Below are 25049 nucleotides of genomic sequence, written 5' to 3'. Positions count from 1 at the left end.
AAATACTAGTTACTTACTAAAAGTACTGAGGCTGCACCAAGAGCAAAACTAATAACAGAGCTAATAATCAAACCTGCAATAAAACTTTTAGATGGACTGTTATTGGCATCATTTTGGTTGTTTTCATCAAGCTTAATAAGTTCACCTTGGCGTACTTCAAATACCGCACATAAGGCCATGGTGGTTTCTTTTGAGGCTGCACCTTCTTTTTCTACTCGTTGAATGGTTCGTAAGCTTACATCGCAGGCATCGGCAAGCTGTTGTTGTGTCCAATCGAATGTGTGCCTAAGCGACTTTACCGTTGTAGGGTTTAATTGCATGTTAAAGTTTTCCTACAATTAGCTCTACGACTGTTGCAGTGGTATAGCCAAATACTGCACCACCTAACGCGCAGCCTAGAATAAAAAAAGCCGCTTTTTTAGGATCGCTAGGAAGACTACTTTGAACTTGCTTGGCAAGCACTTCTTGATCTTTGTATAGAGTGCACTCAAGACGTCCTGTGAGTATATTGAGCATGTCAAATTTCACTTGGTACTGCGAATTTTCAAAATCAAATGTGTGTGAGCTTTTTATATTAACACTGCGTCTACTGCTAACTAAGTCATCGTTAATATAGACTTCTTCTTTACCAGTAAAGTAGCTTCCAAAACAGGCTATTTGGTTATCGCCATCTTGAAAGTAAAATTTATAGCCTAATTTTTTTGTATTTAATATGTCGTTTTTCATCATCGTTATCCTTGTTGAGTTGATGATGCTAATTTAGCGTTTGTTATTATTTTTTACGCCGTCAGCAGTACGCCAGTGGCTATTTTGGCACATGACACACGTGCTGTCATATATTGTTATTTATTGATTTTTATTAACTTATTTTATTTTTGCACAAATGGTCAAACCTGCCTAGCTGTCATATAGTATGGCTTTGAAAAAGTAATATAAGCCTGAAATTTAACTAGTTATATATAATAACCAGAACAAATAACGAAGGGATTAACACCTAGGCGGCTAAATCCGTTAGAATTAGCGGTAGGCTCTTTGTAATAACTTAAGGCAGTATTATGCGTCATGAAATTTGGCAACAGCTTCGTAGTGAAGCAAATGAAGTAGTAACTCGTGAACCCCTTTTAGCGAGCCATGTGTATTCGTGTATTTTAAATCATGAGTGCTTAGGGTCGGCATTGAGTTTTATTGTTGCTAACAAGCTAGCTGATGCTGTGGTTTCTGCTTTTACAATCCGTGAGCTGTTTGACCAAGCTTTTGTAAAGTGTGACCGTATGCTGACACATGTTGCTCATGATATTAAAGCGGTAAAAGATCGTGACCCTGCGGCCGAAACCTACCTTACCGTGATTTTAAATTTAAAAGGGTTTCACGCCATACAAGCACACCGTTTAGCAAACTGCTTATGGCAACAAAATCGTAAAGAGCTTGCGCGCTTTATTCAAAGCCGTACCTCAGAGGTGTTTGGGGTTGATATTCACCCTGCCTGTAAAGTAGGCCAAGGCATTATGTTTGACCATGCCACCGGTATTGTTATAGGTGAAACCGCCGTAATTGAAGATAATGTATCTATATTACAATCGGTTACATTAGGTGGTACGGGTAACGAGCAAGGCGATCGCCACCCTAAAATCAGAGCGGGCGTACTTATTGGCGCGGGCGCTAAAGTACTGGGTAACATTGAAGTGGGCGAGGGCGCACGTATTGGCGCAGGTTCAGTGGTATTAAGCCCTGTGCCGCCTCACACAACTGCTGTTGGCGTACCTGCAAAAATTATTGGTCGCCCTGATTGTGAGTGCCCGGCAGAAAGTATGAACCAAAACTTTTTAGAATATCCCGAGCCAGAAAACGAATCGCACACCAGTGCAATGCTTTAATTTTTGAGTACCTAGAAATGATATATAAAAGTAACCTTGTGGCTATGCTGCTCTGTTTTTCTTCAGGCGTGGCGTTAGCAAGTGGTTACTTTTTGTTTTTTAAAGATTCCACTCGTGTTTCCTCAGCGCCCAAACAAGCTGTAATCTCTTCGGCTAACACTCAAGTCAATAATCAGCCAACTACTTTGCAAGGCTTAGTGCAGGTTAATAAAGCCCAAGCGGCTGATCAACAAACTCAGCTAGCACAACATGTGGTTGAGCTTAATCAGCGGCTTGAAAAAAAATCAATCCAGCTTAAGCAATCTCAACAACAGCTAAAGTTAAATCAATTAGAAAGTGTAGAGCTTGATGATGAGCTCGCAATACAGTTTGAGCAAGAGGCTGATAATCTCGAATGGAGTTACGAGCTTGAAGTCGCGTTAACTGACTTTTTAATTATTAATGAGTTTGCAGATAGCGCTGAGCTTACAGCGCTAAAGTGTAAGCAAACAATTTGTAAGTTTGAGCTTACCATAAATCAACATGCCGTTAATTATGGAGCTAAATTATGGCGCGAGCTTAACGATAAGCTTCACCTTGAACCTTGGTGGCAGCAATTTAAACTCAGTGCATCTCAATCTAACGATGCCCGTATTGAGTTTACCGTAAGTACGCAAGGCTAGCGCGCTTAGCAATATGGCTAAGCTTCTACCTTTGAAATAACCTGGCCATCTACTAACTCAGTGATCAACACATCACCCACTTTTACATCTTCCACTGATTTAACCACTTTATTTTGCGCTGCTTTAGTAATGCTATAACCACGTGCTAGGACATTAAGGGGGCTGACCGAATCAAGCCGACTTGCTTGTAAGGCAAGCGTATTATTTGCGTGTTGTAGTTGCTGCTGCATCGCTTGATTTAGCCTTGCATGGAGCTGTGCTAACTGATGGTTTGCATTTGCTAGCTTTTTATCTGGTGATTGGCGCATTAGTCTGGGTGTTAAATTAGCTAACACGCGTTCTTGTTGATATAAACGCTGACGCATTGCCTGTTGCAGTGCAATACTCAACTCATCTAAGCGTTGTGATTTTTGGTTTAGCTGATTGCGCGGGTGGCATAAATTAAGGCGATGCTGCAATTGTATGGCTAGTGCGCGTTTATCGGCAATGTCGTGTTTAAATGCATTCGCTAAACGATTAATTAACTGATTAACCCTATTATGTAGCTCTTGTGTATTGGGGCTTACGAGCTCTGCGGCTGCAGAAGGGGTTGCGGCGCGAACATCAGCGACATAATCGCTAATTGTGGTATCTATTTCATGGCCAACAGCGCTCACAATGGGCAGCGAGCTTTGATAAATAGCACGAGCAAGTTGTTCATGGTTAAAGCACCATAAATCTTCTAATGAACCACCACCGCGTCCGAGAATGATAACGTCGACTTCATTACGTAAATTTGCCAGCTCTATTTGCTTGATTAAATGGCCATGCGCTTCTTTGCCTTGCACCATCGCAGGGTAAATAACCACTTCTAATTGCGGCGCACGACGCTTTAAAACAGTTAAAATATCTTTGATTGCGGCGCCTGTAGGTGAGGTGATCACCCCTATGCGATTTATGTTTTGGGGCAGGGGCTTTTTATAAGCGGAGCTAAATAAGCCCTCTGCAGCCAAACGCATTTTTAGCGCGTCAAACTCTTGCTTAAGTTGGCCTTCGCCGGCAGGTTCCATATGTTCAACAATAAGCTGGTAGTCACCACGGGGTTCGTACAAAGATACACGTGCTTTAACGGTTACTTGTGCGCCGTTAATTGGTCGGTAACTTTGGTTGCGATTATTGCCTCGCCACATGGCGGCTTTAATTTGCGCTTTATCGTCTTTTAACGAAAAATACCAATGCCCAGAAGCAGGCGCAATAAAGTTAGAAATTTCACCAGTGAGTACTAAAGACGCAAAACCTTGTTCAAGTAAGGCACGTATTTCACGATTAAGGCGAGATACGGTATAAACCGTTTGCGAGGGCTTAGAAAACATAAAAACTACCAAAAAACATTTATAAATCTAGCTTATCATAAATAAATACAAAATATTATTTACTAGTGCCTACAACGCTGTTAAAATTTGGCCGCAATTCCTTATCTTAGATCCACATGTGAGAAGTTGCCAAAATGCTTAGAATCGCTAAAGAAGCTCTTACCTTTGATGACGTACTTTTAGTACCTGGTCATTCTACTGTTTTGCCACATACGGCAAATATTTCAACTCGCTTAACGCGTGGTATCAAACTTAACTTGCCGCTCATTTCAGCATCTATGGATACTGTTACAGAAGCTCGTTTAGCTATTGCCCTCGCGCAGGAAGGTGGTCTTGGTTTTATTCATAAAAACATGACCATTGCAGAACAAGCGAAAAATGTTCGTAAAGTTAAAACCTATGAAGCAGGTATTGTTTCATACCCTGTTACAGTTACTGCCGATCTGACTATTGCAGATGCTGTTGAATTGTCTCAGGAAAAGGGATTCTCAGGTTTTCCGGTCACCGATAGCGAAAATAACCTTGTAGGTATTGTAACTAGTCGTGATATGCGCTTTGAAACTAAGCTTGAACAGCCGGTTTCAACAGTGATGACGAAAAAAGAAAACCTAGTAACGGTTAAAGAGGGAACGGCTCGCGAAGATATCTTAAGCTTAATGCACGAACACCGCATTGAGAAGATTCTTGTGGTTGATGATGCGTTTAAACTTAAAGGCATGATCACCGTAAAAGATTACCAAAAAGCACAAGACAAACCAGATGCATGTAAAGACGAGCAAGGCCGTTTACGTGTAGGTGCTGCGGTAGGCGTTGGCGCAGGCACTGATGAGCGAATTGCTGCATTAGTTGAAGCCGGTGTTGATGTACTACTAATCGATACTTCTCATGGTCACTCACAAGGTGTTATTGACCGTGTTGCAGCGACTCGTCAAGCTTACCCAGACTTACAAATTGTTGCGGGTAACGTAGCGACAGCCGAAGGTGCTATTGCCCTTGCAGATGCTGGTGTTGATGCTGTTAAAGTAGGTATCGGCCCAGGTTCTATTTGTACTACACGTATTGTTACTGGTTGTGGTGTACCACAAATAACAGCCATTTCAGATGCGGTTGAAGGCCTTAAAGGTCGCGATATTCCAGTGATTGCCGATGGCGGTATTCGTTTTTCTGGTGATATTGTAAAAGCATTGGTTGCGGGTGCATCGTGTGTAATGGTTGGCTCTATGCTCGCGGGTACTGAAGAAGCACCAGGTGAAGTTGAACTTTATCAAGGTCGTTACTACAAGTCTTACCGTGGTATGGGTAGCCTAGGTGCGATGGATCAAAAAGAAGGGTCATCGGATCGCTACTTCCAAAAATCAAACCAAGCTGACAAGTTAGTACCAGAAGGTATTGAAGGTCGTGTTGCTTATAAAGGGCCAATTGCAACCATTATTCACCAACAAGTGGGTGGTCTTCGCAGTGCAATGGGCTTAACCGGTTGTGCCACAATCGAAGAGCTAAACACTAAACCACAGTTTGTACGTGTAACTTCTGCTGGTATGGGTGAGTCGCATGTTCATGATGTGCAAATCACTAAAGAAGCACCGAACTACCGTTTAGGCTAATCAGCCTTTAACAACTTGAAAAAAGTGGGCTAACCTTTGTTAGCCCTAATATAGTCACACAGCTTAAGCTGGTGGCGTTTAGCACCTGACTTTACGAGATACTTCATGAGCAAAGACATTCACGATTCACGAATCCTCATTTTAGATTTTGGTTCACAATACACGCAGTTAATCGCCCGTCGCGTGCGCGAAATTGGTGTTTATTGTGAGCTTTGGGCTTGGGATGTAACCGAAGAGCAAATTCGCGAGTTTAACCCACAAGGTATTATCCTTTCTGGTGGCCCAGAATCAACCACGCTTGAAAATAGCCCGCGTGCTCCTGAGTATGTATTTAATGCAGGCGTTCCAGTACTTGGTATTTGTTACGGCATGCAAACTATGGCAACGCAGCTTGGCGGCCGTGTACATAGCTCAGATAAAAAAGAATTTGGTTACGCACAAGTTGAAAAAGTGGGTAACTGTGCATTATTTGATGCCATTGAAGATCATATTACTGATGGCGGCAATGGCGTACTAGATGTGTGGATGAGTCACGGTGATAAAGTAATGGAAATTCCAGATACGTTTAAAACCACTGCTAAAACATCTACTTGCCCGCATGCTGCAATGTCTAACGAAGAAAAGCGCTTTTACGGTGTACAATTTCACCCAGAAGTAACGCACACACATCAAGGTCAACGTTTACTAGAGCGTTTTGCTATTGATATTTGTGGTTGTGAAAAATTATGGACGCCAGCAAAAATAATTGATGACGCCATTGAGCGTATCAAAGAAACTGTAGGTGACGACGAAGTTATTTTAGGCTTATCAGGCGGTGTAGATTCATCGGTTGTGGCTATGCTTATTCACCGTGCTATTGGTGAGCGCCTAACCTGTGTATTTGTTGATAACGGTTTACTTCGTTTAAACGAAGGCCAGCAAGTTATGGATATGTTTGGCAATAAGTTTGGCTTAAACATAGTTAAAGTAGATGCCGAAGATCAATTTTTAAATGACTTGGCAGGTAAATCAGACCCAGAAGATAAGCGTAAAGCTATTGGCCACACGTTTATTAATGTATTTGATGAGCAAGCTAAAAAGCTTAAAAACGCGAAATGGTTAGGTCAAGGTACAATTTACCCTGACGTAATCGAATCAGCGGCATCAGCGACTGGTAAAGCACACGTGATTAAATCGCACCATAATGTGGGCGGCTTACCAGATGACATGCAAATGGGCTTAGTAGAGCCATTACGTGAGTTATTTAAAGATGAAGTACGTAAAATTGGTTTAGAGCTAGGTTTACCGTACGATATGCTTTACCGTCACCCATTCCCAGGGCCAGGTTTAGGTGTGCGTGTACTTGGCGAAATCAAAAAAGAGTACTGTGATTTACTTCGCCGCGCAGATGCTATCTTCATTGAAGAGCTTCACAAAGCAGAGCTTTACCATAAAGTAAGCCAAGCGTTTACTGTATTCTTACCGGTTAAGTCGGTAGGGGTTATGGGTGATGCACGTAAGTATGATTGGGTTGTTTCACTTCGTTGTGTTGAAACCATCGACTTTATGACTGCACGTTGGTCACATTTACCGTATGAGTTTTTAGGTGTGGTTTCTAACCGTATCATTAACGAAATCGACGGTATCTCACGCGTTGTTTACGATATTTCAGGAAAACCACCTGCCACTATCGAGTGGGAATAGACTTGGTTGTAAAAACCTAATCTAGTTTCTGTTAGATAAAAAAAGGCCAGTCAGTATTTCTGACTGGCCTTTTTAATGAATTTTTACTTTCCTAAAAAACCTTGCGGAGATATTAGTTTTCGTTGTAGTGCTGGCTTCTATTTTTAGGGCTGTGGCTGCGTAACACTGGGCACTGCCTGAAGATGAAAATCATTGCTGACAAAATGGAGGTATTCCAAAATAGGTTGAAGATGGTAGGGCGAGTTTATGATGGTTCGGTCGATCAAATCGACAAAATAAGACGCTGGCCCTTTGGTCGCCGTACGTAGTCAGTGATGATGTACCGATCTAACTAGCCGCTCTACAGTTCATCAACCAAGAAAATGCCCTGCAAATTTTACTCGTCGTGAAGAAGGTAATCACCTATATTTTCTCGACCTTCTGCTAACTCACCGAGCGATTTTTAAGAAGCGTTGTATAACAACTTAGAATGGGGTAAGTGATATGGTTAACATGGAAATGATGAAAATTGTTATTTTGAGCGTAAAATATGATTCAAAGCGCGATGGATATTCATAAAATAGGTAAGCTTAAAGCTGTTAGATATGGAAGTACCTTTGAATGGTGTATTGACTAATAATAATTTGAGTGTCACATAAATACAGATTAAATCAGAAGCTGAACTGGAGTTGATATCTCTTGGGAAATTTGACCGTTAGATAGAGTGCAAAAGTGGTAGCTAACAGAAAAGTTTTAAAGTGATATAGTAATATAATACTGTCTTTTGTGCTGTAGCATTCTTGATTATTTATAATGTGCTCTACTGATTAAAAATACCTTAATATCAATGAGCTATAAAAAAATCGGATCAAAAGCAAAATGATAACTAAGCAGAGTAAGTTCAGTTTCACGACCGTTAATTGCTGAAGAAAAAGTGGGCTCAGACGTTGAGCCAAAGCTGAACTAAAACGTCGACGAGTAGTAAGAACTTAGTTGTATAGGCAGCAATTAAAAACGAGGAATTATCAGATAAGGTTTGAACGACTATATATCAGATAGATTAAAATACGCTTATGCGTCTTTGGCTTTTTAGGCTAATGTCTATTAATAGCTCTTAGTCTTTGCGAGCTTCGAGCCCTTTCACCTATTAAACTGTTCTGCTAAGGGTAAAAACTCTAATACATAAAGCGAGTAAGGTAGCGGGTATTTTATGGTGCTGAGTTAAAACAAGATTAAAAATAAATTGAAATGGTTTTAAGCATCACTTTTCTTCGAGGTTACACATATTTAGAACTATTTTCGAAAATAATTACTTTAAATTTAATTATATCTAGTCAGTTTTATTTAACACTTTATAAAGGCTAAAATAATTTTTAATTAGCCTGTAAAGTTCTCTTAGTACTTTACTTATACTCGTTTGGCTAACTAATCATTACTAAATGTAAAACACAGAGTTTTTAGAATAGTCGGTAACTCGACTCGCTCGTCCTGATCGTCAACGCAACTGACTTAACCAAATCGAGCCTAGGCTATGATTATAACATTACCGATCAGCTCCGAGAGACTTCGAATATAAAAATACGCACAAAACCATAGATAAAGATGATCACAGTCGTTTACATACGATTCTTTTTTGACATCTGGATGTACCGTCACTGATATATCAGGTGTGGTAGCGGTGGAACGTTCTTCAATTAATCGGTGTGCCTGTTGGTACACTGAATGTGTGGCTTATAAGTTTGTTGGGCTCAGTCGCTGGCGATTAAATATCCCCTGTGTGGGTAGCTTATGTTACAGGATTTGCTCAAAGGAAAATGCTGGATTCAGAGCTAAAAGCAAGCCTATCGCCTAGACACTGAAGAGGGCGGGTGTGAAGAAACGCAAGGCGCTAAGACAATAGTGTTAAATCAACGTTGGTCTATGGAATTTGTGTCATACCAGCTTAGTAATGGTAGGCACTTTTGGAGGGAATGTGGTGGATAATTACTCGCTGGAATGGTCGGTCAGTTGGTTTCTGTAACCACCAGTGGCAGGCACATCACAAGACTCCAAGGCTAGTTTATCTAAGAGTGTGGCAACCCTAATAAGCTGAACTGCGAGAACAGGACTTAATTTAACAGTAAGATCGTGTTCTTTTGATTCATGAAAAAGGGACAAATTGCAGAGTTTTAATTTTGAGTCTAGTATCAATTTAGGTTATCGAAGTTTTAAGTTTGATTATGCTTTTTAGGCTTAAATAATCTTAAAACTTTGTATCTTTTTTATGATAAGGATACTGTTACTTATGAAATTGCCTAGTCAAGGTTTTGGTTTACTTTTAATGCTATTCTTTCTAGTGGCCTGTGACCGAACCTCAGTGTCTTCAGATACAAGTAAAGAATTTACAATTGAGTTGGTCCGAGCGCCTTTATCCGTAGAAGTGGGTCAATCTGCAGTGATTGAGGTTCAGTTACAACAAAATGGACAAAATATTGATGGCGCGAGTTACCTTTGGATGGAAGAGAGTGTATTACCACTTGGCTTAGTTAGTAATAGTAACCAAGGGTTCTTTGTAGCACCGTCAAATATTGAGCAAGCTAGCATTCGTGTAACAGCTAGTTTCTCAGGTATGTCGCTAAGCAAGGATATCACCATAGACATTACCTCACCGGTTGACGTTATTGGAGATGTTGAGTCATTAGAGGTTACAGGCCCAACGGAAGTTTCTTCTGAACACAAGGTCATTTTAAATGCGGCTTATACGGTTAATGGGTTGGTTGATAGTGACAAGGAGATAAGTTGGGAACTATTAAGTGAACAAACAGTATCTTGGCAACAAATAGATAATCGAGTCGAGGTTACAGCACCTAATGTTTTTCAGGACACAGAGTTATTTTTCTCAGCACAAACTGAAGACGCCAGCGGCTTGTTGTTTGATACGATTGTGGTTCTCACGGTTAAGCCAACGGGCATCAGCTTTGTTAACCAGATTAATACTGGAACGGGCAAAGTTGATGCAAACTCTCAATCGTCACATACAGTTAAGCAAAGCACTTCAGGGCAGACAGTCCACTTAACAGCAAAAGCCGAAAAGTCTGGTGGCGGTGGAAGCTTCACCTATGAATGGCAGCAAGTGAGCGGTACCACAGTAGACTTAATAGACAGTGCCAGCCAAACCACATCTTTCATTGCGCCTAAGCAGCCGGGAAAACTCGAATTTAAAGTAACAGCTACGGAAGTCAGTAGCGGGAAAAGCACATCACAGACACAGCTAGTAGAAATAAAGCCTGGACCTTTACAGCCTCAGCAAGGTGCTAAGCATCAAGTATACAATGGTCATGGTTCTGTTAGTTTGACTGCCGAGGTTAATGGTGGCACGGGGCCTTTTACCTATAAATGGACGCAAACAAAAGGTCCAGACGCTATGATAAGTAGTGTTAATGGAAAAACTACCGAGGTTACGCCGCCAGAGGTTACAACCGATACCGATTTTCAATGGGTAGTACAAGTAACTGATGCCGATGGCCATCAAGTGAGTATTACACACGATATTCAAGTGAAGGCAACTGCGCCTTTGTCGGTACAGATTATTAAACCAAAGGGCTGCACCACCAACTGTTTAGTTGAAGAAGGGGATTTTGTGTATCCTGCAGCAACTATCACCAGTACGCTTGATCGTGTATCAGTGTTGTGGGAGAGTAGCGATGTTGCCTTTACAGATGCGACAACAGAGCACCCTGTGTTTGTTGTGCCAAATGTCAATTCAGAAACAGGTATTAGAGTCAATGTTACTGTGACAGATGGCACCAATACTGTTTCCGATTCGCTACTTTATACCGCTAAACCTGTATTTAAGCTGGCACCTCATCAAAACCAAATAGGTAGTCACTTGGCAACAGGCCCTGGAGTCAGTACAGCAGCTCCTGTTCAGGTAGAATCCGGCAAAACTTTTAAACCAAGCATCGATGTCCATGTCCCCCCTTTAGATAACGGGGCATCTCTTTCTTACCTATGGACGGTGATTGAGCCAAATCCAAAACCTAATGACTTGATAATTGCTGGTGACAATACAGCTCAGCCCATCATTAATGCGCCATCAGTAAGCAGTAATACCAACATTAAGCTTCAGGCAACCATTACCTATACCTCACCTGAAGGTAAGGTGATTACTAAAACTACTGATACTCAGTTTCAGGCAGTACCTGTTAATGCGCCAAGCAAACCCACACTTGCGCTCAGTATGGCTGGGCATGAAAGCGTATACAGTGGTCATGTGGTGCACCCAAAAACGACAGTGATGAACGCCAGTGGTCCCTTAAACTATCAGTGGGCGCAATTAAGTGGCCCAACCATTACGATTGCAGATGATAAAACGGATTCGCCAAGTTTCACCGCTCCTAGTGTGAGCGGCCATCAAGATATTGTAATAGAAGTCGAAGTGAGCGATGGGTCAGCCTTAGCAAAAGCACAAATGACTGTGACAGTTGATCCAGTAGTCGCACCACCGAAGTTGCCGTTAATGGTAACCGCCTCTAATGATGCGACCGTAACTGCAAATGAGACAGTGAAGCCGAGAGTCAGTCTTGGCAACACCTTTGGTTCACTCAGTTATTTATGGGTAGAAACCACTAGTATAGGCATTAGCCTTACAGATCCAAACACCGCTACTCCAAGCTTTATCGCACCGAATGGCCCTGCTACTGTGACCCTTGAAGTGATAGTAAATGATACGGCTAACGGCTCTGCTACCGATAGTGTCACTTACCATGTGAACAATGTTTTGCAAGTAACAGCTGGTGCAGCAACACGCACATTGGCTGAAGGTAATACCCTCAATTTATTGGCATCGGCTAAAGATGCCGATGGTGCGGTAAGCTATGCATGGACTCTTGCTGATGCCGGCACAACATCACTGACGAAAACAAGCATTATCAACGGATCCTCATCGAATGCAAGCTTAGAGCTTCCCAATGTGGATGCTGATACTACGATCAAACTGCAAGTTACGGCAACGGATTCGGTCAATACGGCTACCGCCACGGTTGCAGTGACCATTCAAGATCGCCACATGAGTGTCGACTTGGGCGCCGACTTTGATTTATCACCCTCGCAAACGGGGTACTTAAATGCGAATGTTGCAGGAGGGAAACCGCCCTACACCTATAGTTGGACAGATGATACGAATGCCGCACTAAGCAGTATCAGTGATGCGAACCCATCATTTATCGCGCCGTCTCTGACCCATGAAGTAGAGCTTAACTACAACCTGACGGTAATCGACAGTTTGGGTAATACGGCTAAAGATAGCGTTGTTGTGACCGTACCCGCTTTACCTTTACTGGTCAGCGCTGGTAATGATTTTTCTATTGCTGAAAGTTTAAGTGATGTGCAGTTGCACGGCAGTGTGCAACATGCCAATGAACCAGTTTATACTTGGACGCAGATTTCAGGCTCAGATGTCACCCCTTTAAAAAATGCAAATACTTTGAATGCATCATTTACCTCTCCAGCTAAAGCTGCGGGCACCAGCGAAGACCTGGTATTTGAACTCTCGGTTACTAGTAATGGTCGAGTCAAAAAAGACCAAGTAACAGTTACAGTGCAAGGCCAGCCCGATATATCGGCACATGTTACTCCTGTTCTTTATGTCAATGAAGGACAAATCGTTAGTTTAGTCGGTACGGTGATCGATGCAGACTCAAGCAGCCCTGCAACGGTGCAAAGTTTAACGTGGAGCCAACTTCCTACGGCGGCCAGTACCATTACGCTCAGCAATAGCAGCGTCAAGGGCGATGTTCGCAGTTTAACCAGTACCTTTATCGCTCCAGCCTATGGAAACGAGAACCAATATATCTTCACTTTTGCCGCACAAGGAACAGGTAATAAAGTATCACAAACGGCGATGGTGGAAGTATTGGCTGCGCCTAGTATTAGTGCTGGTGCTGATCTGCGCGTGCGCGCAGGGCAAACAGTTATTCTAAATGCAACGGGCAGCAGTCTCGCCAGTTATCAATGGACGCAAACGGCAGGAATACCAATAGTTGCGCTAAGTGGTGCCAATCAATATAACGCCTCATTTACGGCACCTGATGTGACGAGCGATACAACGCTCACTTTTACTGTGGTCGGGATGCCAATAGTAGGTGGTGCTTCGCAGCAAGACATGATAAATGTCGTGGTTTATGAACCGACTATTGTTGTAATGCCAAAAAGTGCAACAGACATAACCTTAACTGAAGGTGATCCAAAGTTAGATGTTACTGTAGATTTTATAAGCAGCGTAGGTTCTGCACCGATAACGCCAACGACTATTTCGTGGACCGTTACGCCGAGTACCGCGCCAGCCGATACCTTCGCTCCTCTGAATGCAGCTACCATTAGCATCAACCCGCAAACAGGCACTGCTGGTACCTATAAACTCGACATAGTAGCTGGTGATACGCCAGATCATTATCAGGCTGGCAACCAAAGTTATACAGTGCTGATCAAACCAGCAGCTCCGGCAACTTTACCGTTAGTCGACAGTGGCAAACTGACAGCCGCACTTAAAACCATAAACGCGGATCTGACTTCGCTAAATGGTATCGATAAGTTAGTAAGTTTGCATGCACCGGTAATTACTGGTGGCACACCACCCTACACCTATAGCTGGACACCACCAGCCAAAGGCGTGGTGCTAAGTGGTGAAACAACCGACAACCCAACGGCAACCATTAGCAAACCTGCGAGTGAATGCACCTATATCGGAGGGGATATTACGCTGACGGTCACTGATACTAAAGGTCAAACGGTCAGCGCCACCTTGCCTATAAAAAACAGCCGTGGAGGAGATGCGGTTAACCCAACACCGACATCACCAGTATCATGCGATGTGTGCCGTGGACCGAAATTTATCTGCGAGCGCTCGCACAAGACTGCTGTTTGTGGCTCTGATGCTGCTGGTAATCCTGAATCATTGGCTTCCGCTGAGTTTTACAAATATCAATATTGCATCAATGATGTCGAAAACCTCATTGATGGATCACGTTATGTGACACGTCGATGTGCCACCGCTGAAACAGTGAATAAAGAGTTGGAGAGTCGGGCAAAAAACTCTGCATGGTTAGGTAAACTCATTTCCGTTGGCACTGACCCCGCTGTTGGCTGTCAGCAGTATAACGTGCACGATTTACAAGATGCGCACTTTAGTTGCTCCTTCATTTGTAAAGGTAAAGTCGGTGGTGGCTTCGAATCAGGTGGCGCTCGCGGGTGTAATATTGAAACCGTACCGGCAGTCAACCACAATTCCATACAATTACTAGAGAGCGATTACCCAGTGCCAACAGTGCCGGCCACTATTCCTGGCACAGGCTCACCAGGTGCTTGTCCTAACGGCATTCAACCTGCTATGTAAATAGCCTATTACATAAAGTTCCCCACACATCAGAGAGTGTGGGGTTTTATCTCGAGCTTTGTAGCGGTCAACTAATTCCCGACAGTAAGTTAAGCCGATTCACGGCCTAAACAGAATTATCGTCTCCATTATATCGATGGGACGGTATCGATTGTAATAGTGGATATATGAACCCTTTGAGGCTTCTTGCTGGTAACCAATGTTTTGATGCGCTATCTAAAATGTACAGCGACAAGTTGGCGACACAAGGTGGATAGAAGCACTTCTGATCCGCGGAGGCTTAGTATTAAAGAGAAACAAGAACTTCGTCGTGATATTACAGAATTTTCTACTTGGACCAAAGCCCGCTTTTTTGAAGCGGGTTTTTGTTATTTAGACGGTTATCATTTGGTATGAGTTAAGTTTAGTCCTTGCATATAGAGTTGACTGAGCTCTTCTGCGGATATACTTGGTGCATCTGTGGCCGAGTTAGATGATTGTTTAAAGATATGCTGGGCTACTAGTCTACCCATGTTTTGGGCGCTGGAGGTTTTATGAATACGAGTTTCATAAAACCTCTTCAAAATAACATTGAGGCTACATTTTGTCTTAAATAATTGAGCTAGGTGCCAAGCATCTTCAAGCGCTTGGCTAGCACCTTGCCCCGATGTGGGTAAGGAAGCATGTGCAGCATCTCCGATAATAATGAGATTCTCATTGTGCCAACAGGGAAGTGGGTCGATATCATGTACAAATATGCGTTTTAAACTGCGTGGATTATAGCTATTAAGTACCTGTTGAACTTTTTTAGGCCAATCCTGAAAACGCTCATGCATTTCTTCAAACCACTGCTCCATTGATTTCGTTTTATCAAGTTCACTAGGCCATGCAGCAGCCCAGTAACAATGTTGGTTTGCTACAGGTACTATACCAAAGCGTTCATTATTATCTCTAAAGTCATGAATTGTCTGCTCAAAAGGAGTTAGGTCAATTTCACTGATGCCTATTACATTAATGAAGCCTTGGTATTTAGTTGGCATAGGCACTTTATACAGATACTCTCGAGCTTTCGACTGCATTCGTCCATCGCAGCCTACTACAAGGTCAAACTTATCTTTTAATTGCGCAATGTCCTGAGTATTGACGGCTTGGTTGTAGTGAATAGTGGCACCCAGTTTCTCTAGTCGCTCGGCGAGTATCTTTATTAAGTCACGACGTAATATGCTAATAGTTGGAAAGCCGCACAGAGAGTTTAGTGTTTGAATATTAAACTCACCCAATTGAGTGGCTTGTTTGTCGTACTGTTGCATAGCAACTGGCTGACCCCCACACTGGGTGAAATCATCTATTAGACCTAGCTGCTCAAGCACAAAGGTCGCATTAGGCCATAACGTAACGCCAGCACCGATTGTAGAAAAGCTGGTGTTTTTTTCGAATAAGGTAACCTTGATACCTTGTTTTCTTGCAAATATCGCTAACGCAAGGCCAGCAATACCTGCACCTATAATGGCTATATGTTTAATTGAACTCATTTAAATCCTCCCAGTTTTTAAGAAAAAAGTGATTATCACTGGTCCAATAAACAGGATAAATATGGTAATTTTGGTTTGTAAATCCCATTTTATGAGATAGTTTTGCTAAATAATATTGAATTACAGTGGCTTCTTAGCTTCCAGAAAGTATTTGAACAATTAAGTTTTAAGCGGGCCGCTGAGCTGTGCCAAATTCCCAAATCAAATGTGAGCCGTCATGTTGCACTTTTAGAACAAGCGTTGAATGTAAGGCTATTGGAACGTACAACACGAAAAATGGTCGCGACAGAAGCGGGAGAACTTCTTTACCAAAACTTAACTCCGCTGCTTGTTGCGATGGGGGATGTTTTACAAGAAACCTATCAAAATAGTGATTTAGTTTCAGGGCATTTAAAAGTCATTACACCTGATTTACCGTTTTTGGCAGAGGCTATGGCTGAGTTTTGTTATAAACACCCTAACATTCAGTTAAGTTGTGATACTCAGCTTAATCCCGAAGAAGGGCTATTAGAAGGGTTTGATGTAGTGATACGTTTTGGACGAGGCCCTGTGGAGGATTCTGGATGGGTTGCAAAAGAGCTGGTTCGTTGGCCAAGTTGTGTCGTAGCTTCTCCTTTTTTACTAGATAAACATCCTAAACCAAATTCAACGACTGAACTTGGTAAGCTTCCCTGTATTACAAGCTTATCAGTCTTACAAGGAATGCCATGGAAATTCAAACGAGCAGGCACAGTTAATGTTGCATCCCGTTACAAAGTTAATAGTGGGCATATGGCAAAATCCGCTGCACTAAAAGGGCTAGGTTTTGCGATACTTCCTTTTGAAGCGTGCAGACAAGAGCTAGAAGAAGGGCAGTTAACAAAAATAGATTCCTTAGCTGATGAGCCTGAAGATTTGGTTTTGTATGCTTTTTATTCTGGACGTAGATATCCGTTCAAAAAAGTAAAAGCATTCCTTGAGTACCTTCAACTTGTTATTCAGCAACATTATCTTTCGAGCGAATGAAGCGCTTTAAATTATTATAACTGTGTTTGGCCCTTTTACTTTTTGCAGATAGCTTGGGTATGTTTAAAAAAGAGCTTTGTTAGCTTGCTAATTCGCCGTTTTGTTTATTTTGAAAGCAATTGAACTGCAAACTGTGTTTTTTTACTTTACCTTTATAAAAAGCTCTATATAATTCATCGTCATTGCAGGGGCGTAGTTCCAATTGGTAGAACAGCGGTCTCCAAAACCGACGGTTGGGAGTTCGAATCTCTCCGCCCCTGCCATTTCTTCTTTACATCGTTTTGATTACTTCCTATATTATTCATCTTACTAATCCATCGAGTTGTTATGCATTCACGTTACGCATCTGTTTTTGGTATAGAAAAGCTTGAACCTAATCAACACTTTCGCCCAGCTCAAGCTGAGTTGTCAGCGACTTCACCGTTAATTCTCTGTGATACATTAAAAGATGATATTGAGCGTGCCTTTGCGCCTGTAACAATAAACTCAATTGTTAAATCATCAACCATTGAGTTTAGTGAGCAACAATTAGGCCTGCCTGATTCTAACCTAACCTGTGCGCAAAAACGTGCGTTATGGGCTTTAATGAGTGAACACCTTGATACACTTTAAGTCGGTTACCGATGAGAATATCAATGAGCTGATGGCCATTGAAAATGCCTGTCATACACACCCTTGGACGTTAAAAACAATGCAGTCTTGTTTGCAGGGGCGCTATTTTAATTTAGCTGCGTTCGATGATGAGCAAATGATAGGCTTTTACATTGGTGAAAAAGCAGGGCCCGACTTTACCCTAATGGATATTTGTGTCGCCCCGAGCTTTCAGGGACAAGGATTTGCTAAGCAGTTATTAACGCAGTTTATAGCGTACGGCGAGCAACACAGTGCCGAAAACTTATTTTTAGAAGTGAGAGAGTCTAATACGCGGGCGATTGCTTTGTATGAGCGTGCGGGCTTTATTGAAATGTCAGTACGTAAAAATTATTACCCCAGCGATGCGCCAAATAAAAATGGCTTTGAAGATGCGATTTTAATGGGCATGGCACTGGGTTTAAATTTTTAATGATTACTTATTAGCGATGGCTTGTTCTATTGCTGTAATGAGTTCTACAACGCGTTTTTCTCTTTGAGTCATATCGTTGCCTTTTAAACTTTGCTCAAGCGCTGATGCGCTATGGTAAATATCATCAAAGTTAAAACAACCGGCACTGCCCTTAATACTGTGGGCAAGTGCGCGCAGTGTTTCGCAATCTTGGTTGTTATAAAGGGTTTTTATCTGCTTTAAGTAATCAGGTAAACTTGCCAAATAATTAGCATTTATTTGCTGAAATTTCTCACTTTTTAATAAGCTATCCCACTTATTTTGATTATCGCGTTCAAGGTGTAAATAGCTGACTAATACATTTTCTAGTGCGTCTTTATCAATGGGTTTACCAAGTGCTTTGTTACAGCCTGCTTCAAGGTAAGTATCTATATCATGGTTCATGACATTTGCGGTTAGGGCGATAATTGGACCATCGTAGGCGGCATCTCTGAGCATTTTAGTTGCTTCTAAGCCGCCCATAACCGGCATTTGCATATCCATGATTATAAGCTGGTAGTCGTTCACTAGTGCCATTTCTACTGCTTGTGCGCCATTATTGGCTATATCAGGCTCTAACCCCCATGTTTGAAGGAGTAATTTTATCAGCAACTGATTATCGGGGTTATCTTCTGCCACTAAAATATGCGCATCAAAGTTATTGGTTGCAAAAGAAAGTTGCGGGTCTTTTTCGGGTGATAGCTGAGAGTGTTCAGTCAAAAACAGGTTACTACTAAGCCCATTACCTAAATGGCAATCTATATCGATAGTAAAACAACTACCCACACCCACTTCACTGGTTACGCTTACATCGCCACCGAGCAGCTGAGCCAAATTTTTTGAAATACATAGCCCTAATCCTGTACCACCAAATCGGCGTGTGGTTGTGGCATCAGCTTGTTCAAATGGCGTAAATAATCGACTTATTTGGTTTGCCGACATGCCTATACCGGTGTCTTCAACTATAAATGTAAGAATTTTTGGTGCTTGGTATTTAGCGGTTATTGTAACCTGACCTTGCTCAGTAAATTTAACTGCATTACTGGCAATATTAATCAGTATTTGTTTTAAACGAGTAACGTCACTATTTATGGTATGTGGTAATGGTAGCGAATAATTAATTGTAAATGAAAGCTGTTTCTCTTGTGCTAAAGGTTTAATGATTGATTCAACATCATGAATAAGCTGCACAACATTTAATGGTGTTTGCTCAACAGCGAGTTTTTCGGCTTCAATTTTTGATAAATCGAGGATGTTATTAATAAGCTCTAATAAATGTTTTGAATTACGAAGAATAGTGCCTAAATGATGTTTATCGTTTGTTTTCTTATCGCTATGCAGTAGTTGCTCGGTAAAACCCATAATGGCAGTGAGTGGAGTGCGAATTTCATGGCTCATATTGGCTAAAAAACGACTCTTAAGCTGGTTTGCTTGCTCTGCTTGAGCGATGGCTGTTTCAAGCTTACTATTCATTGATTCAAGTGCCTTAGTACGGCTCTCTACTTTGTCTTCTAAGTGATGCTTATATTCTTCTAGCTGCTCTTGATAGTGCTTAATTTGATTAATCATGTGATTAAAGTCGTTAAACAGTATGCCTACCTCATCGGTAGTATAAGCAGGCAGTGTGACTGAGAGGTCGCCATCACCAACGCGATGACTTGCTTCACCTAGTAATTCAATTGGGTTAAGCAGTAAATTGCGCACCACAATAAAAATTAAGATCGGTAGGGTGATCACAGAAATAATTACAATTAGCCCAGTGATGACACTAATTGCTTTACCTGATTGATACAGTACCGCTTTAGGAATGGTCGACACATAATAGTAGCCGCCACTCATTTGGGCTGCGAAAATCAATCGTTCTATTTTATCAACGCTCGAAAGCTCAATGGTTGATAAGCTGCCAATATCAGCTAGGTCATTAATTTTATTAAGTTCATACTCACTAACATAGTGGCCACGCATTTTGTAATCAGAGCTAAATAAAATTTTACCATCATTGGCGAGCAGTAAATTTAAGGTGTTGTTATAAGGGGCTTCTAAAATACTGGTGTTTAAAATCGAAGGTTCGACCTTAAGGACAATAAAACCAAGTTGTTGTGGGCGTTTTAAATAGTAGTCAACGCTGTATATGCGTTGCACAAAATATAAGTTGGTGGTGCCGTCTTCTTTTTGCACCATAAACTGCTGCTGGCTTAAATTGCTTTGTATGACTTGGTCAAAAAACGGATAAGACTTTGGCGCGACAGTTAAATTACTGGAGTAATAGGCATCACTTTCACCGGTTTTTGAGACTAAATTAATACTAATAATATCAGGGTAGGCTTCACTGTAACTGGCAAATACATCCATTAACGCCCCAAGGCGATAGGTATAGCTGGCGTCTTCAAATAAATCTTTAGCTAAAAAGTCACTTAGTACCGGTGAGGCAGAGAGTAACTTAGCCGTTGCATGAAAAGAGTCTATATAGTTGAATACTTTTTGCTGTTGTTGCTCTACAAAGCGACTCATGATCAAGTCAGCTTGTTTTTGCGTAGAGTTAGTTACATTAGTGAGCGTAAACCCCCCTAAAAATAACAACGGCAGTATAACCAGTGGAGTTATATACCATAATAATCGAATACTTAGCTTACTGGTTTTCATTACCCAACATCAAATCCTCCATGTAATCGAACAATAATATGATTTACAGAACCATTACTCAAGCTTGGTGTTAAGTTAGTGGGCAATTTATAGCGTTATTGTTAATAATCGCTGAAAACACCAAACTTAAAAAAGATCCGTTAATAACCAACCATTGATTGTTTATAAAGCCAAGATCAGCGAAAATAGTCTTCAATTACGATTAACTTAACGGATAGCGACACAAGAGCTAATTTGGGTTCTTGTTGGGGTATGTTGCGCTTTCTAGGTTAGCTTGTTTTTAGCCTTGAAAGCTCAGCATACTAAAATACAAATACATCCGTATATCAACTAAAAGAACCTTTTTAATGGCAGACCAAAATCTCCTTAGCGAAATTAATAAACGCCGTACCTTTGCGATCATCTCGCATCCGGATGCGGGTAAAACCACTATCACAGAAAAAGTATTGTTATTCGGACAAGCAATTCAAAAAGCCGGAACAGTAAAAGGCCGTGGCTCTAATCAGCATGCTAAGTCTGATTGGATGGAAATGGAAAAAGAGCGTGGTATTTCTGTGACTACCTCTGTAATGCAATTTCCATATAACAATGCGTTAGTTAATTTACTTGATACCCCAGGACACGAAGACTTCTCTGAAGATACTTACCGTACATTAACCGCGGTAGATTCGTGTTTAATGGTGATAGATGCCGCCAAAGGTGTAGAAGAACGTACCCGTAAGTTAATGGAAGTAACACGCCTGCGCACCACGCCGATTGTTACCTTTATGAATAAATGTGACCGTGATATTCGCGACCCAATGGAGCTACTCGACGAAGTAGAAACAGAGCTAAATATTGCTTGTGCACCTATTACGTGGCCAATTGGCTGTGGTAAAGAATTTAAAGGTGTTTACCATATCCATAACGAAGAAACTATTTTATACAAAACAGGCCAAGGCCATACTATTCAAGAAGTGCGTAGCATTAAAGGACTTGATAACCCAGAGCTTGACCAAGCGATTGGTGATGAACTTGCAGCCCAGTTACGTGACGAGTTAGAGCTGGTTATTGGTGCATCACACGAGTTTGATTTAGATCTGTTCTTAGCGGGTGAGTTATCGCCTGTATACTTTGGTACTGCACTTGGTAACTTTGGTGTAGATCATGTTCTAGATGGACTGACTGAATGGGCGCCAACGCCTTTACCTCGTGAAACAGAAGACCGCCAAGTTGTAGCCACAGAAGATAACTTCACTGGGTTTGTATTTAAAATTCAGGCCAACATGGATCCAAAACACCGTGACCGTATTGCCTTTATGCGTATTGTGTCGGGTAAATACAGCCAAGGCATGAAAATGAATCATGTGCGTATAGGTAAACAAGTCAGTATTTCTGATGCGGTAACCTTTATGGCGGGCGATCGTGAGCGTGCGGCTGATGCTTACGCCGGTGATATTATTGGATTACACAACCACGGTACGATTCAAATTGGTGATACCTTTACCCAAGGCGAAAAAATTAAGTTTAGCGGTATTCCAAACTTCGCCCCTGAATTGTTCCGTCGTATTCGTTTGCGCGATCCGTTAAAACAAAAACAGTTATTAAAAGGATTGGTACAGCTTTCAGAAGAGGGCGCAGTACAAGTATTCAGACCATTAATTAATAATGACTTAATTGTAGGTGCGGTAGGTGTGTTGCAGTTTGACGTGGTTGTAGCGCGTTTAAAAGCTGAGTACAACGTTGATGCAATTTATGAAAGCGTTAATGTAAATACAGCGCGTTGGGTTAGCTGTGATGATGTTAAAAAGTTTGAAGAATTTAAACGTAAGTGCGAAAGCAACTTAGCACTCGATGGCGGTGATAATTTAACTTACATCGCGCCGAGTCGTGTAAATCTTAACTTGTCGACAGAGCGTTACCCTGAAGTGACATTTAATCACACGCGTGAAAACTAGCACTTAGCCTCTAGAATTAACACAAAGCCTGCTTTGGCGGGCTTATAAAGGTAAATAATATTATGAATATTCGTACTATTTTAGTAGAAAAAGCCATTGCCGCTATGACCGCCGCAGGCCTACCAGAAGATACTAACCCAGCGGTTACCCAAAGCACTCGCCCACAGTTTGGTGATTACCAAATTAATGGCGCGATGGGCGCAGCTAAAAAAATGAAAAGTAACCCGCGTGAATTGGCGCAAAAAATTATTGATCAGTTAGATGTAAGCGACATTGCCGAAAAAACGGAAATTGCTGGCCCTGGTTTTATTAATATTCACTTAAAGCCGGAGTTTTTAGCTCAAAGCGTACAAGCTGCTAATAACCACGCAAAACTTGCCGTAAATGAGCACGCCAAACCACAAAAAGTAGTGGTTGATTACTCATCGCCTAACCTTGCAAAAGAAATGCACGTAGGTCACTTACGCTCAACTATTATTGGTGATGCCGTAGTACGTGCGCTTGAATTTAGAGGCGATACCGTTGTTCGTCAAAATCACATGGGTGATTGGGGCACACAGTTTGGTATGCTAATTGCGCATTTAGAAGATCAAATTAACCAAGGTGTTGATTTAGATACTGTTGCGCTTGCTGATTTAGAAACCTTTTACCGCGATGCGAAAAAGCGTTTTGATGACGAAGAAGGCTTTGCCGATAAAGCGCGTAACTACGTAGTTAAACTGCAAGGTGGCGACGCACATTGTGAAAAACTGTGGAAACTATTTATTGCCACTTCAGTTAAGCATTCTGAAGAAGTATACAAGCGTTTAAATGTAACACTAACACCTGCCGACATTATGGCTGAAAGTGCTTATAACAGTGAACTTAACGATATTATTAGCTTATTAAAAGATAAAAATATCGCAGTAGAGTCGCAAGGCGCACAAGTGGTATTTTTAGATGAGCTGGCAAATAAAGACGGTGAACCTTCAGCATTTATCGTACAAAAATCAGGTGGCGGCTTCTTATATGCAACCACTGATTTAGCAGCGTGTGATTATCGCTCAAACAAGCTAGGCGCTGAGCGTATTTTAATCTTTGTTGATGCGCGCCAGAGTCTTCACTTTAATCAAGTAGAGCTAACTGCACGTAAAGCCGGTTTGTTACGCGATGAAACTAGTTACGAGTTTTGCCCATTTGGCACCATGATGGGCGCTGATGGCAAACCATTTAAAACCCGTACAGGCGGCACGGTAAAATTAGCTGATTTGCTTGAAGAGTCAATTACTCGCGCAGCAGCTAAACTCGCTGAGCGTGAATCAGATTTATCTGACGAAGACCGCAGTGAAATTGCACGTAAAGTGGGTATTGGCGCAGTTAAATATGCTGACCTTTCTAAGCATCGTACCAGCGATTACATCTTCAACTGGGACAGCATGCTAAGCTTTGAAGGCGCAACAGCCCCTTACTTACAATATGCTTATACGCGTGTTCGCAGCATTTTCCGTAAATCTGGCGTTGATGCTGCAAGCTTAAAAGCCGATGTAAGTATTATTGAGCCGCAAGAGAAAACCCTCGCGCTTAAATTATTACAGTTAGAAGAAGTCCTTGATCTGATGATCAATGAAGCCACACCGCACGTATTATGTGGTTATTTATACGAACTAGCTAGTTTATACATGACATTCTATGAAGCTTGCCCAGTACTTAAAGAGGGCGTAGAGCCAAGTGTTCGTGATAGCCGTTTAGTGTTGTGTAATTTAGTGGCAGATACGCTGAAAACGGGTTTAGATCTGTTAGGCATCGAAGTCATGGAGCAAATGTAATCTGCTGCGTGTAGTTCGCTTTGACTGCGTTGTCGTGCTTTTTTAGCCTAAGTCACATACAAAAACGTATGCTCCTTGGCATAAAAAAGCACTTCGCCTGGTCAGCACTTCTACACTTGCAGATGCGAAGCTTGGCACTAAATAGTTGGCCCTAATCACATACAATTACGTATGCTCATAGGGATAAGTCGGAGTGTCCGCCTTATCTTAGACTAAACTACTTAGGTGAACGTCTGCTGCGTGTAGTTCGCTTTAGCTGCGTTGGTAAAACTATTTAGCCTAAGTCACATACAAACCGTATGCTCCTATGCATAAATAGTTTTACCGCCTTGCTAGCACTCCTAGACTTACAGATAATTTTAGGTTTAGGTGTTAGATTTATATTGACACTGTTTGGTATGTTCACCAATTTTGTAGCTGATAGCTGATAGCTGATAGCTGATAGCTGATAGCTGATAGCTGATAGCTGATAGCTGATAGCTGATAGCTGATAGCTGATAGCTGATAGCTGATAGCTGATAGCTGATAGCTGATAGCTCTT

At 41.7% G+C, this 25049-nt stretch carries 16 protein-coding genes and 1 tRNA gene; 12 read left to right on the top strand and 5 right to left on the bottom strand.

Annotation, left to right across the window (positions count from 1 at the left end; genetic code table 11):
* Window positions 1-5: 5 nt before the first annotated feature.
* Window positions 6-320, bottom strand: a complete 315-nt coding sequence (locus QL986_RS12245; protein ID WP_013465706.1) for a helix-turn-helix transcriptional regulator — start codon at window positions 318-320, stop codon at window positions 6-8.
* A 1-nt stretch (window position 321) separates the two neighbouring features.
* Window positions 322-729 carry a hypothetical protein gene (locus tag QL986_RS12240; RefSeq protein ID WP_013465705.1) on the bottom strand — a complete coding sequence of 136 codons (408 nt, stop codon included), beginning with the start codon at window positions 727-729 and terminating at the stop codon, window positions 322-324.
* Between the two features lie 326 nt (window positions 730-1055).
* Between QL986_RS12240 and cysE the strand changes: the two genes are divergently transcribed.
* The gene (gene cysE, locus QL986_RS12235; protein ID WP_010387694.1) at window positions 1056-1874 is read left to right on the top strand and encodes a serine O-acetyltransferase; all 819 of its coding nucleotides are present in this window, start codon (window positions 1056-1058) and stop codon (window positions 1872-1874) included.
* 17 nt (window positions 1875-1891) lie between these two features.
* The gene (locus QL986_RS12230) at window positions 1892-2536 is read left to right on the top strand and encodes a hypothetical protein (protein WP_036953494.1); all 645 of its coding nucleotides are present in this window, start codon (window positions 1892-1894) and stop codon (window positions 2534-2536) included.
* Window positions 2537-2553: 17 nt separating this feature from the next.
* Here the strand turns inward: QL986_RS12230 and xseA are convergent, their stop codons facing one another.
* Window positions 2554-3888 carry an exodeoxyribonuclease VII large subunit gene (gene xseA / locus QL986_RS12225; protein ID WP_013465703.1) on the bottom strand — a complete coding sequence of 445 codons (1335 nt, stop codon included), beginning with the start codon at window positions 3886-3888 and terminating at the stop codon, window positions 2554-2556.
* Window positions 3889-4022: 134 nt separating this feature from the next.
* On the opposite strand from xseA, the gene guaB reads away from it, so the two are divergent.
* The 4 genes from guaB (at window position 4023) to QL986_RS12205 (ending at window position 14922) form a co-directional block, all read left to right on the top strand.
* Window positions 4023-5492, top strand: coding sequence for an IMP dehydrogenase (gene guaB, locus QL986_RS12220; RefSeq protein WP_008110278.1), 1470 nt, complete (start codon window positions 4023-4025; stop codon window positions 5490-5492).
* A gap of 105 nt (window positions 5493-5597) precedes the next feature.
* Window positions 5598-7175, top strand: a complete 1578-nt coding sequence (guaA, locus tag QL986_RS12215) for a glutamine-hydrolyzing GMP synthase (RefSeq protein ID WP_010387703.1) — start codon at window positions 5598-5600, stop codon at window positions 7173-7175.
* A 2263-nt stretch (window positions 7176-9438) separates the two neighbouring features.
* Window positions 9439-14526, top strand: a complete 5088-nt coding sequence (locus QL986_RS12210; RefSeq protein WP_138765040.1) for a hypothetical protein — start codon at window positions 9439-9441, stop codon at window positions 14524-14526.
* Window positions 14527-14775: 249 nt separating this feature from the next.
* On the top strand, window positions 14776-14922 hold the full coding sequence (locus QL986_RS12205) for a hypothetical protein (protein WP_171048694.1): 147 nt from the start codon (window positions 14776-14778) through the stop codon (window positions 14920-14922).
* On the opposite strand, the gene QL986_RS12200 is transcribed toward QL986_RS12205, so the two are convergent.
* A complete protein-coding gene (locus tag QL986_RS12200) occupies window positions 14910-16037 on the bottom strand; it encodes an FAD-dependent oxidoreductase (RefSeq protein ID WP_138765041.1) in 1128 nt (375 codons plus the stop codon). The genes QL986_RS12205 and QL986_RS12200 overlap by 13 nt on opposite strands.
* Window positions 16038-16139: 102 nt before the next feature.
* Between QL986_RS12200 and QL986_RS12195 the strand changes: the two genes are divergently transcribed.
* The 4 genes from QL986_RS12195 (at window position 16140) to rimI (ending at window position 18105) form a co-directional block, all read left to right on the top strand.
* Window positions 16140-17042 (top strand): LysR family transcriptional regulator, encoded by a 903-nt coding sequence (locus QL986_RS12195; protein ID WP_138765042.1) that lies wholly within the window; start codon window positions 16140-16142, stop codon window positions 17040-17042.
* Between the two features lie 186 nt (window positions 17043-17228).
* Window positions 17229-17305, top strand: a tRNA-Trp gene (locus QL986_RS12190).
* Between the two features lie 64 nt (window positions 17306-17369).
* Window positions 17370-17654 (top strand): hypothetical protein, encoded by a 285-nt coding sequence (locus tag QL986_RS12185; RefSeq protein ID WP_138765043.1) that lies wholly within the window; start codon window positions 17370-17372, stop codon window positions 17652-17654.
* Window positions 17641-18105, top strand: coding sequence for a ribosomal protein S18-alanine N-acetyltransferase (gene rimI, locus QL986_RS12180; protein WP_033102889.1), 465 nt, complete (start codon window positions 17641-17643; stop codon window positions 18103-18105). Before QL986_RS12185 ends, rimI begins: the two co-directional genes overlap by 14 nt.
* A gap of 3 nt (window positions 18106-18108) precedes the next feature.
* Here rimI and QL986_RS12175 read toward each other — a convergent pair whose 3' ends face one another.
* Window positions 18109-20766 (bottom strand): ATP-binding protein, encoded by a 2658-nt coding sequence (locus tag QL986_RS12175; protein ID WP_138765044.1) that lies wholly within the window; start codon window positions 20764-20766, stop codon window positions 18109-18111.
* A 347-nt stretch (window positions 20767-21113) separates the two neighbouring features.
* Here QL986_RS12175 and prfC point away from each other — a divergent pair, with 347 nt between their 5' ends.
* Together prfC and argS are read left to right on the top strand one after the other, a co-directional pair.
* Window positions 21114-22703: a peptide chain release factor 3 gene (gene prfC, locus QL986_RS12170; protein ID WP_290191587.1), complete on the top strand. Its 1590-nt coding sequence runs from the start codon at window positions 21114-21116 to the stop codon at window positions 22701-22703.
* Window positions 22704-22765: 62 nt separating this feature from the next.
* A complete protein-coding gene (gene argS / locus QL986_RS12165; protein ID WP_028833914.1) occupies window positions 22766-24508 on the top strand; it encodes an arginine--tRNA ligase in 1743 nt (580 codons plus the stop codon).
* Window positions 24509-25049: the final 541 nt, after the last annotated feature.

The sequence above is a fragment of the Pseudoalteromonas sp. APC 3250 genome (assembly GCF_030407915.1).
Taxonomy (GTDB): domain Bacteria; phylum Pseudomonadota; class Gammaproteobacteria; order Enterobacterales; family Alteromonadaceae; genus Pseudoalteromonas; species Pseudoalteromonas tetraodonis.
The sequence above is the reverse complement of the archived record's forward strand: the minus strand, read 5'-3'. Positions and strand labels throughout refer to the sequence as shown.

Coding starts and splice junctions, on each gene's coding strand:
- QL986_RS12230 (WP_036953494.1), top strand. CDS start 1,892: ATGATATATAAAAGTAACCTTGTGGCTATGCTGCTCTGTTTTTCTTCA.
- prfC (WP_290191587.1), top strand. CDS start 21,114: ATGGCAGACCAAAATCTCCTTAGCGAAATTAATAAACGCCGTACCTTT.
- QL986_RS12175 (WP_138765044.1), bottom strand. CDS start 20,766: ATGAAAACCAGTAAGCTAAGTATTCGATTATTATGGTATATAACTCCA.
- QL986_RS12210 (WP_138765040.1), top strand. CDS start 9,439: ATGAAATTGCCTAGTCAAGGTTTTGGTTTACTTTTAATGCTATTCTTT.
- guaA (WP_010387703.1), top strand. CDS start 5,598: ATGAGCAAAGACATTCACGATTCACGAATCCTCATTTTAGATTTTGGT.
- QL986_RS12200 (WP_138765041.1), bottom strand. CDS start 16,037: ATGAGTTCAATTAAACATATAGCCATTATAGGTGCAGGTATTGCTGGC.
- QL986_RS12245 (WP_013465706.1), bottom strand. CDS start 320: ATGCAATTAAACCCTACAACGGTAAAGTCGCTTAGGCACACATTCGAT.
- QL986_RS12240 (WP_013465705.1), bottom strand. CDS start 729: ATGATGAAAAACGACATATTAAATACAAAAAAATTAGGCTATAAATTT.
- cysE (WP_010387694.1), top strand. CDS start 1,056: ATGCGTCATGAAATTTGGCAACAGCTTCGTAGTGAAGCAAATGAAGTA.
- argS (WP_028833914.1), top strand. CDS start 22,766: ATGAATATTCGTACTATTTTAGTAGAAAAAGCCATTGCCGCTATGACC.
- guaB (WP_008110278.1), top strand. CDS start 4,023: ATGCTTAGAATCGCTAAAGAAGCTCTTACCTTTGATGACGTACTTTTA.
- QL986_RS12185 (WP_138765043.1), top strand. CDS start 17,370: ATGCATTCACGTTACGCATCTGTTTTTGGTATAGAAAAGCTTGAACCT.
- xseA (WP_013465703.1), bottom strand. CDS start 3,888: ATGTTTTCTAAGCCCTCGCAAACGGTTTATACCGTATCTCGCCTTAAT.